Origin of the sequence: Echinicola arenosa, from assembly GCF_014841125.1 — a bacterium.
In the GTDB taxonomy this organism is placed as follows: Bacteria; Bacteroidota; Bacteroidia; order Cytophagales; family Cyclobacteriaceae; genus Echinicola; species Echinicola arenosa.
Map to the genome: position 1 here is coordinate 976,544 of NZ_JACYTQ010000002.1, position 14,448 is coordinate 990,991.

18 protein-coding genes are annotated in these 14,448 nt (G+C 37.5%); 5 read left to right on the plus strand and 13 right to left on the minus strand.

Annotated elements, in window-relative coordinates; all coding sequences use genetic code 11:
* Nucleotides 1-18 precede the first annotated feature (18 nt).
* From IFO69_RS08850 to IFO69_RS08865, 4 genes are all read right to left on the minus strand, one after another.
* Entirely contained in the window at nucleotides 19-516 is a 498-nt protein-coding gene (locus IFO69_RS08850; RefSeq protein WP_192009698.1) for an RDD family protein, read from the minus strand.
* A gap of 19 nt (nucleotides 517-535) precedes the next feature.
* The gene (locus tag IFO69_RS08855; RefSeq protein WP_192009699.1) at nucleotides 536-1,204 is read right to left on the minus strand and encodes a hypothetical protein; all 669 of its coding nucleotides are present in this window, start codon (nucleotides 1,202-1,204) and stop codon (nucleotides 536-538) included.
* A gap of 93 nt (nucleotides 1,205-1,297) precedes the next feature.
* Entirely contained in the window at nucleotides 1,298-1,714 is a 417-nt protein-coding gene (locus IFO69_RS08860) for a putative signal transducing protein (protein WP_192009700.1), read from the minus strand.
* A gap of 102 nt (nucleotides 1,715-1,816) precedes the next feature.
* Complete coding sequence (locus tag IFO69_RS08865) at nucleotides 1,817-3,361, minus strand: Ig-like domain-containing protein (RefSeq protein ID WP_192009701.1); 1,545 nt, start codon at nucleotides 3,359-3,361, stop codon at nucleotides 1,817-1,819.
* A gap of 391 nt (nucleotides 3,362-3,752) precedes the next feature.
* Here IFO69_RS08865 and IFO69_RS08870 point away from each other — a divergent pair, with 391 nt between their 5' ends.
* Nucleotides 3,753-4,547 carry a LytR/AlgR family response regulator transcription factor gene (locus tag IFO69_RS08870; RefSeq protein ID WP_192009702.1) on the plus strand — a complete coding sequence of 265 codons (795 nt, stop codon included), beginning with the start codon at nucleotides 3,753-3,755 and terminating at the stop codon, nucleotides 4,545-4,547.
* A gap of 74 nt (nucleotides 4,548-4,621) precedes the next feature.
* Here IFO69_RS08870 and IFO69_RS08875 read toward each other — a convergent pair whose 3' ends face one another.
* From IFO69_RS08875 to IFO69_RS08905, 7 genes are all read right to left on the minus strand, one after another.
* Nucleotides 4,622-4,951 carry a hypothetical protein gene (locus tag IFO69_RS08875; RefSeq protein WP_192009703.1) on the minus strand — a complete coding sequence of 110 codons (330 nt, stop codon included), beginning with the start codon at nucleotides 4,949-4,951 and terminating at the stop codon, nucleotides 4,622-4,624.
* 122 nt (nucleotides 4,952-5,073) lie between these two features.
* On the minus strand, nucleotides 5,074-5,829 hold the full coding sequence (locus IFO69_RS08880; protein WP_192009704.1) for a DUF1835 domain-containing protein: 756 nt from the start codon (nucleotides 5,827-5,829) through the stop codon (nucleotides 5,074-5,076).
* 1 nt (nucleotide 5,830) lies between these two features.
* Nucleotides 5,831-6,175, minus strand: coding sequence for a hypothetical protein (locus IFO69_RS08885; RefSeq protein ID WP_192009705.1), 345 nt, complete (start codon nucleotides 6,173-6,175; stop codon nucleotides 5,831-5,833).
* 22 nt (nucleotides 6,176-6,197) lie between these two features.
* The gene (locus IFO69_RS08890; RefSeq protein ID WP_192009706.1) at nucleotides 6,198-7,958 is read right to left on the minus strand and encodes an arylsulfatase; all 1,761 of its coding nucleotides are present in this window, start codon (nucleotides 7,956-7,958) and stop codon (nucleotides 6,198-6,200) included.
* A 143-nt stretch (nucleotides 7,959-8,101) separates the two neighbouring features.
* On the minus strand, nucleotides 8,102-8,701 hold the full coding sequence (locus IFO69_RS08895; RefSeq protein WP_192009707.1) for a carboxymuconolactone decarboxylase family protein: 600 nt from the start codon (nucleotides 8,699-8,701) through the stop codon (nucleotides 8,102-8,104).
* Nucleotides 8,702-8,735: 34 nt separating this feature from the next.
* Nucleotides 8,736-9,152 (minus strand): response regulator, encoded by a 417-nt coding sequence (locus tag IFO69_RS08900; protein WP_192009708.1) that lies wholly within the window; start codon nucleotides 9,150-9,152, stop codon nucleotides 8,736-8,738.
* A gap of 147 nt (nucleotides 9,153-9,299) precedes the next feature.
* Nucleotides 9,300-11,090 (minus strand): PAS domain-containing sensor histidine kinase, encoded by a 1,791-nt coding sequence (locus tag IFO69_RS08905; RefSeq protein WP_192009709.1) that lies wholly within the window; start codon nucleotides 11,088-11,090, stop codon nucleotides 9,300-9,302.
* Nucleotides 11,091-11,364: 274 nt separating this feature from the next.
* On the opposite strand from IFO69_RS08905, the gene IFO69_RS08910 reads away from it, so the two are divergent.
* The 4 genes from IFO69_RS08910 (at nucleotide 11,365) to IFO69_RS08925 (ending at nucleotide 13,260) form a co-directional block, all read left to right on the plus strand.
* Nucleotides 11,365-12,024, plus strand: coding sequence for a DUF2975 domain-containing protein (locus IFO69_RS08910; protein WP_192009710.1), 660 nt, complete (start codon nucleotides 11,365-11,367; stop codon nucleotides 12,022-12,024).
* A 1-nt stretch (nucleotide 12,025) separates the two neighbouring features.
* Nucleotides 12,026-12,229, plus strand: coding sequence for a helix-turn-helix domain-containing protein (locus IFO69_RS08915; protein WP_192009711.1), 204 nt, complete (start codon nucleotides 12,026-12,028; stop codon nucleotides 12,227-12,229).
* A 160-nt stretch (nucleotides 12,230-12,389) separates the two neighbouring features.
* Complete coding sequence (locus IFO69_RS08920) at nucleotides 12,390-12,806, plus strand: organic hydroperoxide resistance protein (RefSeq protein ID WP_192009712.1); 417 nt, start codon at nucleotides 12,390-12,392, stop codon at nucleotides 12,804-12,806.
* A 7-nt stretch (nucleotides 12,807-12,813) separates the two neighbouring features.
* Nucleotides 12,814-13,260, plus strand: a complete 447-nt coding sequence (locus IFO69_RS08925; protein ID WP_192009713.1) for a MarR family winged helix-turn-helix transcriptional regulator — start codon at nucleotides 12,814-12,816, stop codon at nucleotides 13,258-13,260.
* 12 nt (nucleotides 13,261-13,272) lie between these two features.
* Here IFO69_RS08925 and IFO69_RS08930 read toward each other — a convergent pair whose 3' ends face one another.
* Together IFO69_RS08930 and IFO69_RS08935 are read right to left on the minus strand one after the other, a co-directional pair.
* On the minus strand, nucleotides 13,273-13,515 hold the full coding sequence (locus tag IFO69_RS08930; protein WP_192009714.1) for a hypothetical protein: 243 nt from the start codon (nucleotides 13,513-13,515) through the stop codon (nucleotides 13,273-13,275).
* Between the two features lie 62 nt (nucleotides 13,516-13,577).
* Nucleotides 13,578-14,429, minus strand: a complete 852-nt coding sequence (locus IFO69_RS08935) for a metallophosphoesterase family protein (RefSeq protein WP_225444054.1) — start codon at nucleotides 14,427-14,429, stop codon at nucleotides 13,578-13,580.
* Nucleotides 14,430-14,448 lie beyond the last annotated feature (19 nt).

The following is a 14,448-nucleotide window of genomic DNA, read 5'->3' on the forward strand; positions in this document are numbered from 1 at the left end:
CAAGAAATCCTAGAATGACTAGCCTTGGTGAAGGAAACATTTGGCCACTAGATCATAAAGACTGCTCTTTCCTTTATAAATTATGATGCTCGCCCAATACAACAGCATAACCAGTTGTGGTAAAATCAATAGCACCCATACCCATAAGGGTACTTCCTGCCCTTTTTCTGCGTAAAAAATCATCCAATGGACTCCTGCATGACCTACTTCCCAAGGGAGAAGCTTTAAAAAATTTCGAATGAAGATACTTCCCGAAACCACTTTGATGCGCATCAAACGCTTTCCAAATGTTCCTTGATGTGACCCACTTTCAGCTTTAAAAAAATAAAAAAATACCGGTAAGGTCAAAACAAAAAAGCCCATCCCCTGTGCCAACAAAGGGTGGACTTCAGCAGGGTTTACCTGAATCAGAAAATACAAGCCACTAAAGAAGGCCAGCAAAATCATGGCATAGATCATTACAAAGCCATAATCAATCATTCCTGCCAGCAGCCTTCTAATGACTAGTTTATTCATAAGCGTTATTCCAAATTCTTTACTTCATCGACATCGAAGAAAGGTCTTTTTCGGTGATTACCCTAAAAGCAAATTTATATCCCTCGACTGCAGCTATTCCATAAAACAACAAATCCATAAAGCTAAATGTCTCAGTCATTAACGGAATCAAATAATTATAATCAAACAAAAACAAGGCTTCTACAAAATCTAAACCTTCAGCATTGGCAATAAAACCAATTGAGCTTAGAAAATTACCTAAAAGACAGCTAAAAACAGCTATGGCAGCTCCCAAAATTCCAAAAATGGGATCGATCCCTTTGCCCACATAGCGCATACAATACCCCACCATTGCACCGATCGCCACGGCCATATAACCTATCTGAAAATTGGTTGCCACCGTAATTGCTGCCCAAATCACAGCACCAATTATACCGATCAACAAGCCACCAAAAATAGACATAGGAAGGTTTTGCTCAAACCTTAAACGCTCATAAGTATCCTCTGGTAGCTTACTTCTTAGGTCTTCTTTTCCTAATGCTACTTCATTATTTAAGTGGGCTTTTGCAGCAATATCTTCCACGTAATCACCACACTGGTTAGTAAATGAGGCCCTTTCTGAAGTTAAGGAGCAGATTAAGCCTTGTTCTATATCCAATTTTCTGTTAGTGCAGGTCTTGCAATAAGCAAGTTGTTGGTCTCTGGTCATGCTAAAAAGGTAAAAGGTTCAATAATTTGACAGCTTCACATGTATAAAACTGTCAAATATTACAAAAATTAATTTATTATCAAAAATAATACGTTAATACTCCATATTACACTGTTTATTACATTCCATACATCTATGTCCTCTTTTAGCATAAATTGGAAAAACCATTAGAACCAAAGAAATAAACATAGCCAATATTCCTTTCCCATTTTCAAAATAACTAGTTTCAGACACCAAACGATGTGAACCGCAATGCGAGCATTTTAATATCTCTCCTTCTTCATTCAATATCGGTGAATCATTGTACTTGTTCAAAACCTTAACAGCAGAAGTGAAGATATTTTGAAAAACTTTTAGCTTTATCCCTCCTATAGCTTGGCTGATCATCGGATTTAAGGTCACGGTATTTTCATCAAATAAAAAAACCTGTATCCCCTCACTCTCTAATTTGGATTTGAGTAAATGAGCCTCCACTGCATTATCGAAAGTTTCTAGTGTAATCAGTTCCATACAATTTGGATTTTGGGTTCTTAAAAAGTTTCCAAATAATATACGTAATAAAAAAGGGAGAATCCAATTCTCCCTTTTTCATAAGACACACTACTTTTAAAATCAGTAGCCTGTAGTTTTCGTAGGATCAAGCTCGAGCTGCAATCTTGCATTTTCATCATATTGCATCCTACTAGTGGCCAACTCAGTAATTGGATTGGTATCAATCTGTGCTACGCCACCCAATACCAAGGTATTGGACAAATCATAAAACAAAGCATAATCATTTGGACCCAGTTCTATCACAGAAGCACAAGCAATGGTGATTCCTGTCATATCTCTAGTGATTGGATGTTCTCTAAGTGATTCTTGGGGTAGAAGATTGTAACCGCAGTTTACCGCATTTCCCACATTCCTCATAAAGGCCCCCATATTGATCAGGAATTGATTTTCCACATTCAAACCGACGTTGGTATAAAATCCGTCCCATTCACCAATAAAGATTATTCTACCACCTTCTTCTGCAAAGTCCTTCATTTCATTGATTTCCTCAACAGTATATTGGACCTTAGGTAACCATAGGAACAAAATCTTCACATCATCAGGTATATCTGTCAATGGGTCTAAAGAGGAATTGATAAATTCCAGATCAAAACCATAGGAAATGATCAATTCATGCAGATCGCTGTGTGTACCAACTTCTGAACATGCAGCAGCGTACCCAGAGGTTCTTCCGCAATCAAACAGCACTTTGGATCCTTCTGCCCTGTCTCCAATGGTCGTATAATTGACAAGGTTTCTAACCAATAACACATTATTTGGATCATTTAGTCCTGTATTGTCTAAGTGGTTCACATCGTTAAACACTACTACATCTCTTCCTGGCCTAGGAGCATCATCACCTTCTTGGACAAACAAAGGAACCATCACTTTTACATCTCCAACTTTTGCTATGACATTGGTTACTCCAAACATTAAACCGGTTACCAAACCATTTTCATCTACAGATGCAATATCGGTATCCTCTATTTCCCATTGGATAATTTGATCCTCAAGAACCTCATCATAATAGTTATAGACAATAGCTTGGAATTGCCTTGTGCCTCCAATCATTACCGTGGCTTCATCTGGAGTAACTTCTATCCTAGCTGGACAGATTTTGTCCTCTATCCTGAAGACCACTTTCATAACTTCATTCTCTACCAGAGGAATCAACTTCTTCCTCACTTTTACATCCTTGTTTGGAACTATCGCAACGTCCAAGGACCCAAGTACCTTCTTACCAACTCTAACTCGCAATCTATAGATCCCTCCGCTCTTTGCACCAGATTCTCCAGAATCCCAGTTGACAGAGTACTGTCCCTTATCTTTATCAACTTTGATTTTTTCAAAAGATCCATCATCCATAGTGAAAGATGCGTGAATCTTTTGAAATTCGAAATCATTACTGATCTCTACAACGGGTTTTAGGTTCGGGTGAAAATTCCCATAATATGCCGGCTCCTCGACAATGGTTGGGGCCAAAAAGTAAAACTCATCGATTCCTCGGTGGGCTGCATCAGAAATTCCCAAATCATACCTTGATGACAAAGTTTGAAAAAGGCTTTCAATATCATTGCTTACTTCTTCTTCATCCGTACACGATCCCGTAATAAATACTAAACTCATCAATAGGATGACCTGAAAACTAAGGAACGAAAGAATCCTTATCATTGGGGGTTTTGGGTAAAAGGTGTTGATCTTCATAGCTAATAAAAATTTATGGTTATTAAGTTTTATTGTTCTTAAATAACTGAAGGTTAAATATTTATGGTAAAAGTTCTCTATATAAATTTACCTATATATGTGCTAAAAAATGAGGTACAATACGATATAATACAAATTGATGTATATCTATACCGATTTAATGTATAACCATATTCATTTTGCTGATAGATAAGAAACTATATGTTTTTAAAAACTTAATTATAAAATCAAAAAAACGGTTTTAAAACTATGTTTTTTGTTTTTAATTTGATTAAATTATGATAAAATTAAGAAATCACTACACTTTTAGGATATGGATCCACTTAGCATTATAACTGTAGATGATGACTTGACAGCTCATGTAGTATTCAAAAAACTCTTAAAGAAATGTAATATTCAATTATCAGAATTGAAGCAGTTTTTAAGTCCAGAGTTATTCTTAAAGGACGGGGAAGCGAGAAGGGGTAATTTTGATTTACTATTTCTGGATATAGAAATGAGTCCGGTTAATGGAATTACTTTTTTGGAACAACTTGATGAGCTGATCTCTCATCCAAAATATGAAGTAATTCTATTGACCTCACATGAGAATTTTGCCCTTGAAGCATTCAAACATAATGTGTTCGATTACCTTCTAAAACCCCTTTGTGAGGAAAGCTTGAATAATTGCGTCCAAAAATGGATTTCCCAAAAAAATAAGATCTTAAAATCTGAAGAAGTAACATTGCTCAAGAATCTAATTGATTTGCGAAAACATCATCCCTCAAAGATCGCCATTCCTTGCCTTAAGGGATATGAAATCGTGAATGTCGATGAAATAGTGAGGTGTGAAGCAGACGGCAATTATTCCAAAATTTCAGTACTCAATCACCAAAATAAACTTAACGTGATGCTAGTTTCTCGAAAATTAAAAGACCTTGGTCATATACTTGAAGAAGAAGGTTTTCTAAGGGTTCACAACTCACATCTTATCAATCCAGACCACGTAGTCCGCATTCTAAAAGAACACGGAGGAATATTGGAAATGATAGATGGCACAAAAGTGAGGATCACCAAAAACAAGAATGATGTATTCAATACAATTTTTCAAAAGATTCCAAGACCTTAATTTTCAAGCAAAACTGCTTTAGATATTGACCTTTGCAATACCTTACTATAAATTCATATCATCAGGTTTTTGGTCTATTCGGTAGTTTCCTGGATATTTTGTCCATAAGTATAAGGAGCTGGACTGTCTTCCACTTCCACTTCTATCCCACCTATTTTATCTGAAATAAGATTGTAAATGAGACAACCAATCGCTACAGTAATAAACCCAATCAATCCATAAAAAATAGGCATCATTATAAAGAAAAAACCACCAAGGCCCATACCAGCTATGGGAAAATCAGCAAAGGAAAACATCATCGAAAACAACCCAAATGGCACCAGGAAAATGGCCGATACAATGGCATAAATTAAGCCGGCTACTTTGGCTGTTTGAATAACTCCGAACTTTTTAATTCTTTTCATAAGGTAATATTAATAAAGATCCGTACTAATACTATTCAAGCTCAATATACAACTAAGGCTTAAACAATAGCGAAAATTACAATCAGTTTAATACTATAAATGTGTAAATAAAACCCAAACCATCACGTACTTTCCGTCAATTTTCTCCAAAGCTTCATCACTTGTAAATCCCCAAAACCATAAATACTTTCACGCTTGCAGAACTCTTGGAAAACTGGCCCAAAATCCCTTGTGTCTAAATCCTCCATAATTTTTAGCAAACTCTTTTCAGGTCTCCCCAATTCACCCTCAGAAGACTTTCTGTCTATTTCTGCATTCACAGATGGTTTCAAAAAATCAGCAAAATTGATTGACTCGTTTGCTATTTTCAACAGTTCATTGTCATTTTTGTACTGATAAGCCTTCCATAGCTTACCCAGCACATCAAGTTCACTGTTTTTCAGCTCTTGGCGCCTTTCAAAGTTCGAAATCAATCCTTGTTCATCCAAGCCGGCAAAACCATATTCCAATGATGTAAATGGTCTTACCAAATAAATTTTTCCCTGATGATCCTGTCCCTTCAACCTATCTAAAACATACCAGCAATTAACCTGACAAAACAAGTCATCTTCAAACCATAAATTAACTGTGCTTTGTTTTGGAATATCTTTTATCTTTTCCAATTCTGGAACAGTCATTTCAAAGTAACTCTCAGGTGTAAACTCTCCATATGATCTACTGATAAATGATGCTCGATTTTGGTAAAATTCTTCATCAGATTCCCCGCTTACGTCACCATCTACCAAACATTCTCTAAAAACAATTACATCTCCTTGAAATGCTGAAGGAAATCGGCTCATCAACGCATCCCCATTCAATATATGAAATGTCTTTCCCATTTTATTCCTCCAATGTTTTGATGACTTTACAAGGGTTTTCAAAAGCCAGGACATTATCAGGAATATCTCTAGTCACAACGGAATCAGCCCCAATGGTTACATTACCTCCGATACTTGCCCCTGGCATGATACACACATTTCCTCCTGTCCAAACATTACCTCCTATATCCACTGGCTTGGAAAAAGTTCTGTAAATAGGTTCATTTGGTGATTGCCCTTCAGGTCTTCTAATTCTCTCTGTTGTAAATCTTCTGCGTCCAGATGGATACTTGATCAATCTTCGTGCTTTGTGATATTGTGAGAGCAACTCAGGACTCAAAGTATTGTACAGTTGACCTGCCAGCATCTTTTCTTTTTCTGTTATATTACTAATACGCCATTCTCTCTATTTCCACCCAAAAGGGCATAAGGTTTTTTCCATTGATTGAATAAAATGGTATCAAATCAGCCTCTATAGCATCCAATGGAACTTTTTCCATTACCAAAATATCCTTTTCTTCTCCTATGTGTTTTTGAAAAACATGAGGTCCCAACTCTAAAACCAACTTTCCTCCAGCCGGTACTGGCTTCATAAATTTGAATTTTACACGGTAGTTTCCCGGATTAACCTTTACTGCCCATTTCCCAAAAATTTCCTCTTGATTCCAAATACCCCTTGCCCCACCAGCATCATTTCTATTTAAGAAAGTAATTGGCTCCTTTTCATTCCCTATTTCAATTAAAGGCTGGTTCATTATATTCACTGAATGAACTAAATCCTGATACATTTGATCTAGTTTTACTTTCATGGACCTTACCTGCTCAGGATACTCTTCGCTAAGATCAATTCGCTCAAAAGGATCCTGTTGCTGGTCGAAAAGCTCAAATTCCTTTAAAGGGGCATCATAGGCTGCGTGAGCAACTAAACGGTAATTTCCTTCCTGCAAAGCCATATTTTGGTACAGCTCTGGGTACTTGCGTGTCCAATAAAAGAAAAGTGGCCTGTTGGACCAATCTACTTCTCTTCCTTGCATTAAAGGGACCAAACTCTTCCCATCAATCTGGCGACCCTTAGGCAAATTAGCTTGGCACATTTCAGCCAATGTAGGCATAACATCCATATGAACTGCTGTGATATTGATGTCAACATCACCAAGAAATTTTGCCGGATATTTCACCAATAATGGAACCCTTACCCCACCTCTATACACCTCTCCTTTTTTTCCACGCATACCCGCCAAATACCGCATTTGCTGTGGCCCATTATCTGTCATAAAGACCAAAATCGTATTTTCTGCCAATTCCAACTCCATCAATTTCTGCAATAACTTGCCCACATTGTCATCAATATTGCTTACCATGGCATACACTTTACGGGCATCTCCTTTATCCTTTTGAGTCATCGCTGTGTATGGTTTGACAGATTCATCAAAGCCTACTGAAGGATCTATATCCTTATACTTATTATAATATTCATTTGGAACCTGTAGCGGTGTGTGAGGGGCGTTGAAAGACAAGTAACAGAAAAAGGGTTTATCCGCATTTTTCTCAATGAAATCAATTGCCTCGCCAGCAAAAACATCAGAACAATAACCTTGATAAGCTTCTTGCTCTCCGTTATGCCAAAGTATAGGATCAAAATAACTGCTGTCTCCTCTAAAATAAGTGGTAAAATCACCTACCTGTCCCATGCCCCCTGACAAATGAATTATAGATTCATCAAAGCCCTGATCCATTGGCCTAGAGGGATAATTGTCTCCTAAATGCCACTTTCCAAAAATGCCTGTTTGATAACCTTCTGCTTTCAGCATTTCAGCTATGGTCACTTCTTCAGTGGCCATGATGGCTCCACCATTATAAGTGTCTCTGATGCCCGTGCGGAGAGAATATCTTCCTGTCATCAAACTGGATCGGGTTGGTGCACAAACCGGAGAAACATAGAATTGATTGAAGCGAACGCTTTCAGCGGCCAATCGATCAATATTTGGGGTATTCACATGTGGATTTCCTGTAAAACCAAAGTCACCATAGCCTTGGTCGTCAGTAATAATCAAGATTACATTTGGCCGCTGTGGTGTTTGGCCAATTACATCTACTGAAAAGATTAAGGTGAAAACGCTAAACAATAACAGGTAAGAGGCTTTTTTCATTTGGCTACTCTATTGGGAATCAAATTGATCAGTATCAATTTAAATAAAATCAACCAAAGCCAAAGTAAATCTAAAGACAAACATATAGTAGAAAGGCTCGTATACTTGATTCAGGCCTTTTTCTAAAGTGCTATTGCAAAGTATTATGTTGTTTTCTTTTGCCTTTTTCGGGTGATCATCTTTAGGACAAACTTCCTGAGAAATAAAGGTGGATACTTGTATCCTTTTTTCGCAAGACGCTCTCCCATTGGCAAATACTCCTCTTGATGTGCTGGCAAAGCTGTTCCCAAACCATCCACATAGCGGTTGTACATACAAAAAGCGGCAGCCACCAGTACAGCATCATGAATATCCTCATCGGTGGCCCCTGCCGATTTGGCCAATGCGATATCTTCTGAATTAACCTCCTTGCCACTTTTTTGGACTTTCGCTGCAATCCTCAGGAGTGCTTTCATTTTATTTGAGATGGGAGCAGTTTCTGGGTTTTCAACAAGACAATTTATAGTCTTACCCCCATCCAATAAAATAGCATTGGCTGCAGCACTGTGAGATTGATGGCAAAATTCACAATCATTGAGTTTTGAGACATAGGAAGCAATCATTTCCCGCTCTCCAGATGTCAAGCCTGAAGGTCCTCGCAAAATGGTCTGGGCCAGTTGTGAAAGTGCTTTACCAGTAGGACCTTTATAAAACAGCAATTCAGAAATTCCGGGCAATTCAATTCCTGTATTGAGATAACTCATAGTTAATTGTTTTTAAGTGAAAAAATTTCAATCACTATTCAGATGGATAGCAGTATAAGTTAATGATATTTTGGATCTTATCAGCTGTCAAGGGCTTACTTTCATATCTACAAATCTCCTCGAAAGTTCGAGCCTTAGCATCATCATCCGGATTAAGACTCGTCGTAAGCATAATGATGATATTTTTTACCTTTTGATGTTCGGGAAGTTTTCTATATTCTTCCAAAAATTCCCAACCATTCATTGCAGGCATGTTGATGTCCAAGAATATCAGGTCGGGTTGTAAATTTTTACCTTCTTCAACCCCTATTAGGTAATCTATTGCCGCAAATCCACTTTGCACGGCTACCACATTTTCGGTACACTCCGTCCTCTTGATGATAATCTCATTGATAAAGTTGGTGGGCTCATCGTCATCTACTAATAGAATACATTTTAGCTTATTTTTCATGTTACGTTATCTGATTATCGTCAATATAAGAAGCCTTATTTTACTTATTTAATGGTGATTAGCCCTGATACGTTAATAGGCTTGAATTTAAAACTTTCCTTCAAACTTATTGTTCAATCTTAATACTGGAAAATCATCGTATAGCTTTTAAGTTATCCTTGGTATCGTAAAATAAAATGTACTTCCTTGATTTACTTTTGATTCTACCCAAATATTACCTCCGTGCAATTCAACTATCTTTTGACAATGTGCCAAGCCAATTCCTGTGCCCTCGTATTTGTTTCTTTCATGCAATCGTTGAAATATTATAAAAATCTTTTCTGCATATTTTTCTTCAATGCCAATACCGTTGTCCTTTACAGCAAAAACCCATTCTTCATTTTTACTTTCTGCAGAAATCTGAATCTCTGCCAACACATCTGGCCTTCTAAATTTAATTCCATTGGTAACCAAGTTTTGGAACAGTAATCTCAATTCCGTCTCATAACCTCTTATCTCTGGCAATGGATAAACCGTGAATTGAACCCCTGACTCTTGAATAGTGGAATTCAAATCACTCTGTATCTCTTTCAGTATTTGATTACAGTCTACAGCGTTTAATGCCCGGTCTCTGCCAATTCTACTATAATCCAATAATCCTTGGATCAAATGACGCATTCTCCCAGTTGCTTCTGAGATAAATCGCATGCTCTTTTTTCCTGTTTCATCAAAATGGTGACCGTAGTTCTCAGCCAAAAGTTCCGTAAAACTGGTTACCGTACGTAGTGGCTCCTGCAAATCATGGGATGCCACATAGGCAAACTGCTCCAGTTCTTTGTTCTTAGTTTGAAGCTGTTGGTTGAAAGTTTCCAGCGCCCTTTGGGCTTCCTTTCGATCACTGATATCACGTATCGCAGCACTCACTAAAATCCCTTCTTCTGTTTCCAAGGGGCTAAGGGAAATTTCAACAGGAAACTCTTGGCCATTTTTCCTTAGACCCGCCAATTCCAACCCGGCTCCCATAGGCCTTAATTTGGAGTTGGAAAAGAAACTGTCACGATGCTTAGGGTGCTGAGCTCTAAATCTCTCTGGGATCAATCGCTCGATTCGTTCTCCGATGAGTTCTTCTTTCTCGTAGCCAAATAAGTTTTTTACCTGTGCATTGACGAGCTGGATTTTACCTTCTTCCCCCACGATGACAATGGCATCAGGAGCACTTTCCAATAAACCTTTGAACTTATTTTCTGCCCTTTTTCTATCTGTAATGTTTCGGATAGCAGCTGATACAAATAGTCCCTCTTCTGTATTTAGGGGACTTAATGATATCTCAACAGGAAATGTTTCACCATTCTTTTGCCGTCCACTCAGCTCCATCCCTTTGATCATTTTTCTGCTCTTGGGCTTTTGAATATACTTATCTCTGTATTGCTTATGGTGCTTTAAAAATTTATTGGGAATCAATATTTCTATTTCACTTCCCAGAAGTTCCGTCTTTTTATAGCCAAACATAATTTCTGTTTGTTCATTCACCAAAACAATTTGCCCTACCTCATTGACGATTACCATCGCATCTGGTGCTGTTTCCAATAGAGCCTGGGCTTTATTTCCTGCCTTCTCAAATTGGCTTACTTGTCTTAAAATGGATGAAATACCCAAAATCTTCCCTGCTTCACTCAATATGGGAGAATATTGAACGGAGACAGCCACTTTCGTTTTTTGCTTGCTTAATCGCTCGGTTTGCAGGGGAGCTATGTCTTCATTAAAAAGAATAGCGTCTCTGATTTGATCAAAATTTTCTTCACTATTCGGTGGCAAAAGTATCTTTTGATCTAGGCCTATCAGTTCTTCCTCCCTATATTTTAATAATTTACAGGCAGCAGAATTGCAGTAAGTTATATCGCCTTGCAAATTAAAACAAATAACTGCATCCTTAGCATGGTCAATGATGTCGTTCTTCACTCGTTTGGTCTACATAAATCAAAACTTCATTTCAAAATCAATAATTGAAATATAAATAATTTTCCATTCAATTTAGATCAGCTATTTGATAAAATCATCATATTACTGGGTTCTTTTACAAAATTCATAAAGTGAATCCCGTCTACCAAATGTCCTAAAAAGTACGATGCTTAAAAAAATTTGATCATAAAATTTATTGATTTAAATAAATTATTTATTGATAAACAATAAATAATTACTAAATTTATTTTTATAACCTACAAATCAAACAATTATGAATCAGCAAGACCAAGACCATGGCGTTCAATCCATTGACATATTGATATTCATCTTTCAAGCAATGAAAATACTGATATGGATTTCATTAGTCATGTCTTCCGTTTTAATAATTGTTACATTGATCCCAAATGAAGGAGCGTTGAAAAACATTGTCCCTCCACCCAATTTTGTGGTTTACTTCTCCCTTCCCGAAGAGTTAGGAATTGTGCAGTGGGGAGATGGAAATACTACACCTTTTTCTATTGTATCGGCATTGGGCGTCATCAAAACTTCTTTTGCTCCAAAAGGCTTGGTGCTCTTTTACAGCTTTATGACCATTTTGACCACTTTGTTGATTCTTTTCTCCATTATTTTTACCATTCGAATTTTAAAATCTGTCAAAAAGAAGGCTTTTTTGCTGGTAGAAAATGCTGTCCGGCTAAGGTGGATTGCCCTGCTTGGAATAGGCATTTACTTCACTGATAGGATTACATCTACGGTGACATCTAGCCAATTGAGCAAATACCTTCAGTTTCCCGAAGTGGATTTTACAGGAATCAATTTCTTTGCCTTCCTGAATTTTGAAAGTATTTTCGGCTCAATGTTCCTCCTTGTTATTGCAGAAGTATTTAGAATGGGGGCCCAACTTAAAGAAGAAAACGACTTAACCATTTAAAATGTCCATCATAGTAAATTTGGATGTAATGCTCGCCAAAAGAAAAATGTCTCTCACTGAATTATCAGAAAGAGTTGGAATCACCATGTCCAATTTATCCATTCTCAAAAAAGGTAAAGCCAAAGCTATTCGCTTCAGTACTTTGGAGCTGATCTGTGAAGTCCTTGAATGCCAACCTGGTGATATCTTAGCATACAAAGAATAATAAATTCTCCTCCACTTATAACCAAATTAGTTTTAAAATACTGCAGCCTGAATACGAAAACAATCTGCTAAGAAAAGAAATTTTTATACCCATTCTGAACCAATTTAATATAAATGTGTTTTTATATCGTACACGATTTAATCTTAAAAGATATAATAGCATGAAATTAATGTATGAAGCCGAAGCCAAGGCACAAGGTGGCAGAAATGGACATGTCGTATCTAGTGACAATGTACTGGATTTTGAAGTGAGGGTTCCTAAAAGTATGGGTGGAGAAGGCGGCGCCTACACCAATCCAGAGCAACTTTTCGCAGCTGGATATGCTGCTTGTTTTGACAGTGCCCTCAATTTCATTGCCCAAAAACAAAAGGTAAAAGTTGAAAATACCGAAGTCAATGCCAAAGTAGGAATAGGTCAATTATCAAACGGAGGATTTGGTTTGGCAGTGGAACTATTGGTGAAAATCCCTAACTTGGATAAAGAACAAGCCCAAGCATTAATGGAGGCCGCCCACAAAGCCTGCCCTTATTCCAATGCGATCAGAGGCAATGTGGACGTAAAACTTGAATTAGCTTAAATTAAGCATGAGCCCAGAAGATCATCTAAAGCTGGAAAATCAAATCTGTTTTCCCCTATATGTTACCTCAAGACTGCTAACAAGGGCCTACCAACCCTTGTTAGCAGAACTTGGGATTACCTATCCCCAATACTTGGTACTACTGGTACTATGGGAACAAGATGGCCTAAAAGTAAGTGCTATATCTGAAAAGCTCTTTTTGAACAGTAATACCCTCACTCCTTTGTTAAAGCGAATGGAGCAACTAAATCTACTCACAAGAGTCAGGTCAAAAGAGGATGAAAGACAGGTTGACATTACTTTAACCGAAAAAGGAAAATTAATGCAAAAAAGCGCTAAATGCATCCCCGAAAATCTATTAAAGACCATCAAGCTCCCTGCTGAAGAGCTCATCCAATTTAAAGCAACTCTTCATAAGTTACTGACCACCTTGGAAGAGGCTGACAAGGAATAAATGTACTTTCAGTTAAAGCTTATTGAATTTATTTTGTTTAACTACAAAATCAACTAGCCAAGCGATTCCTGCCAAAACGCCAAACAAAAGGCTGAGTGCATGCAAAATGACCTTATAATTCACCATGTAATAGGTCTCCTTTACTTGAAAATCAATGCTCTTGGTTTCCAATCCTGAGATCAAGGAAACTATCCAACTTAACACACAAAGGATCAAAAAATATAAGTAAGGTTTATTCCAGCTTATCTTGTTCATTTTTTTGCCAATTTTTATTCTTGGTCTTTAACCCAAATTTTCACCTTTTAGTTTAACCTCGATTATACTTGAGCAGCAAACTTAACAGAAGAAGCTCTTTTATATCCCAGTACTTCAATACCGCCATGATCTATTTCAATAATCGAAAAACTACTATTATCTGATCCACTACCATCCACCATAGCATACTGCGTGACATAGTGAATCCCATGTTCTTGTGCAAAACTTTCTTCATGGACATGTCCCTGGAAAACAGCCATCACCTTCCCTGGTTCAACCAGCAGTTTACTTACCTCTTGATAATTGCTTACATGCATTTGACTCCCTCCATGGTCATATCTAAAAAGAGGATGGTGACAAAATACAACAGTGGGGAGCTGGGTAGCTTGAAGATCTGACTTAAGCCATTCCAACTCCGTTTCTGGAATATTTGGGTCTTGCCAATCTGCTCCTTCTTTATAATAATGGTCCCTCCCATCACGGTGGAAATTGGCATCCAAAACTATAAAATGGACACCTTTGTGATCAAAAGAATAATAACTCTTTCCGCTCTGCACCCCAGTATTTTCCACATGCGCTAAAAATTGTTCCTTTCGAATGCTGTCCACATCATGGTTCCCCAAACAATGGTACCTAGGTCCATCAAACTTAGCATAGACTTGCTCTAGGTCTTTCAAAAACTTTAATGTATCCTCCTCACGCTGTTGCTCATCTTGGTCTTTGAAATCTCCTAAGTGAATTACAAAATCCACCTTTTCCTGATTCATCACCTCAACAAACTCTTGCATCTTAGCCAATGATTCCCGGTAATATCTTGTACCTTTTGGAGCTGCATCAGCATAATGTGAGTCTGTCACTAAACCGATTCTTAACTTTGAACTGTTTATCAGAGGGGAAAATGATGTAAGCAGCATACCTCCTGTATAAGGCCTG

Bases quoted from the DNA above. Each gene is read 5' to 3' on its own strand.
- IFO69_RS08875 (WP_192009703.1), bottom strand. From the start codon at position 4,951: ATGAAAAGAATTAAAAAGTTCGGAGTTATTCAAACAGCCAAAGTAGCC.
- IFO69_RS08925 (WP_192009713.1), top strand. From the start codon at position 12,814: ATGAGCCCAGAAGATCATCTAAAGCTGGAAAATCAAATCTGTTTTCCC.
- IFO69_RS08855 (WP_192009699.1), bottom strand. From the start codon at position 1,204: ATGACCAGAGACCAACAACTTGCTTATTGCAAGACCTGCACTAACAGA.
- IFO69_RS08895 (WP_192009707.1), bottom strand. From the start codon at position 8,701: ATGAGTTATCTCAATACAGGAATTGAATTGCCCGGAATTTCTGAATTG.
- IFO69_RS08885 (WP_192009705.1), bottom strand. From the start codon at position 6,175: ATGCTGGCAGGTCAACTGTACAATACTTTGAGTCCTGAGTTGCTCTCA.
- IFO69_RS08860 (WP_192009700.1), bottom strand. From the start codon at position 1,714: ATGGAACTGATTACACTAGAAACTTTCGATAATGCAGTGGAGGCTCAT.
- IFO69_RS08910 (WP_192009710.1), top strand. From the start codon at position 11,365: ATGAATCAGCAAGACCAAGACCATGGCGTTCAATCCATTGACATATTG.
- IFO69_RS08850 (WP_192009698.1), bottom strand. From the start codon at position 516: ATGAATAAACTAGTCATTAGAAGGCTGCTGGCAGGAATGATTGATTAT.
- IFO69_RS08930 (WP_192009714.1), bottom strand. From the start codon at position 13,515: ATGAACAAGATAAGCTGGAATAAACCTTACTTATATTTTTTGATCCTT.
- IFO69_RS08920 (WP_192009712.1), top strand. From the start codon at position 12,390: ATGAAATTAATGTATGAAGCCGAAGCCAAGGCACAAGGTGGCAGAAAT.
- IFO69_RS08935 (WP_225444054.1), bottom strand. From the start codon at position 14,429: ATGCTGCTTACATCATTTTCCCCTCTGATAAACAGTTCAAAGTTAAGA.
- IFO69_RS08880 (WP_192009704.1), bottom strand. From the start codon at position 5,829: ATGGGAAAGACATTTCATATATTGAATGGGGATGCGTTGATGAGCCGA.
- IFO69_RS08865 (WP_192009701.1), bottom strand. From the start codon at position 3,361: ATGAGTTTAGTATTTATTACGGGATCGTGTACGGATGAAGAAGAAGTA.
- IFO69_RS08890 (WP_192009706.1), bottom strand. From the start codon at position 7,958: ATGAAAAAAGCCTCTTACCTGTTATTGTTTAGCGTTTTCACCTTAATC.
- IFO69_RS08870 (WP_192009702.1), top strand. From the start codon at position 3,753: ATGGATCCACTTAGCATTATAACTGTAGATGATGACTTGACAGCTCAT.
- IFO69_RS08900 (WP_192009708.1), bottom strand. From the start codon at position 9,152: ATGAAAAATAAGCTAAAATGTATTCTATTAGTAGATGACGATGAGCCC.
- IFO69_RS08915 (WP_192009711.1), top strand. From the start codon at position 12,026: ATGTCCATCATAGTAAATTTGGATGTAATGCTCGCCAAAAGAAAAATG.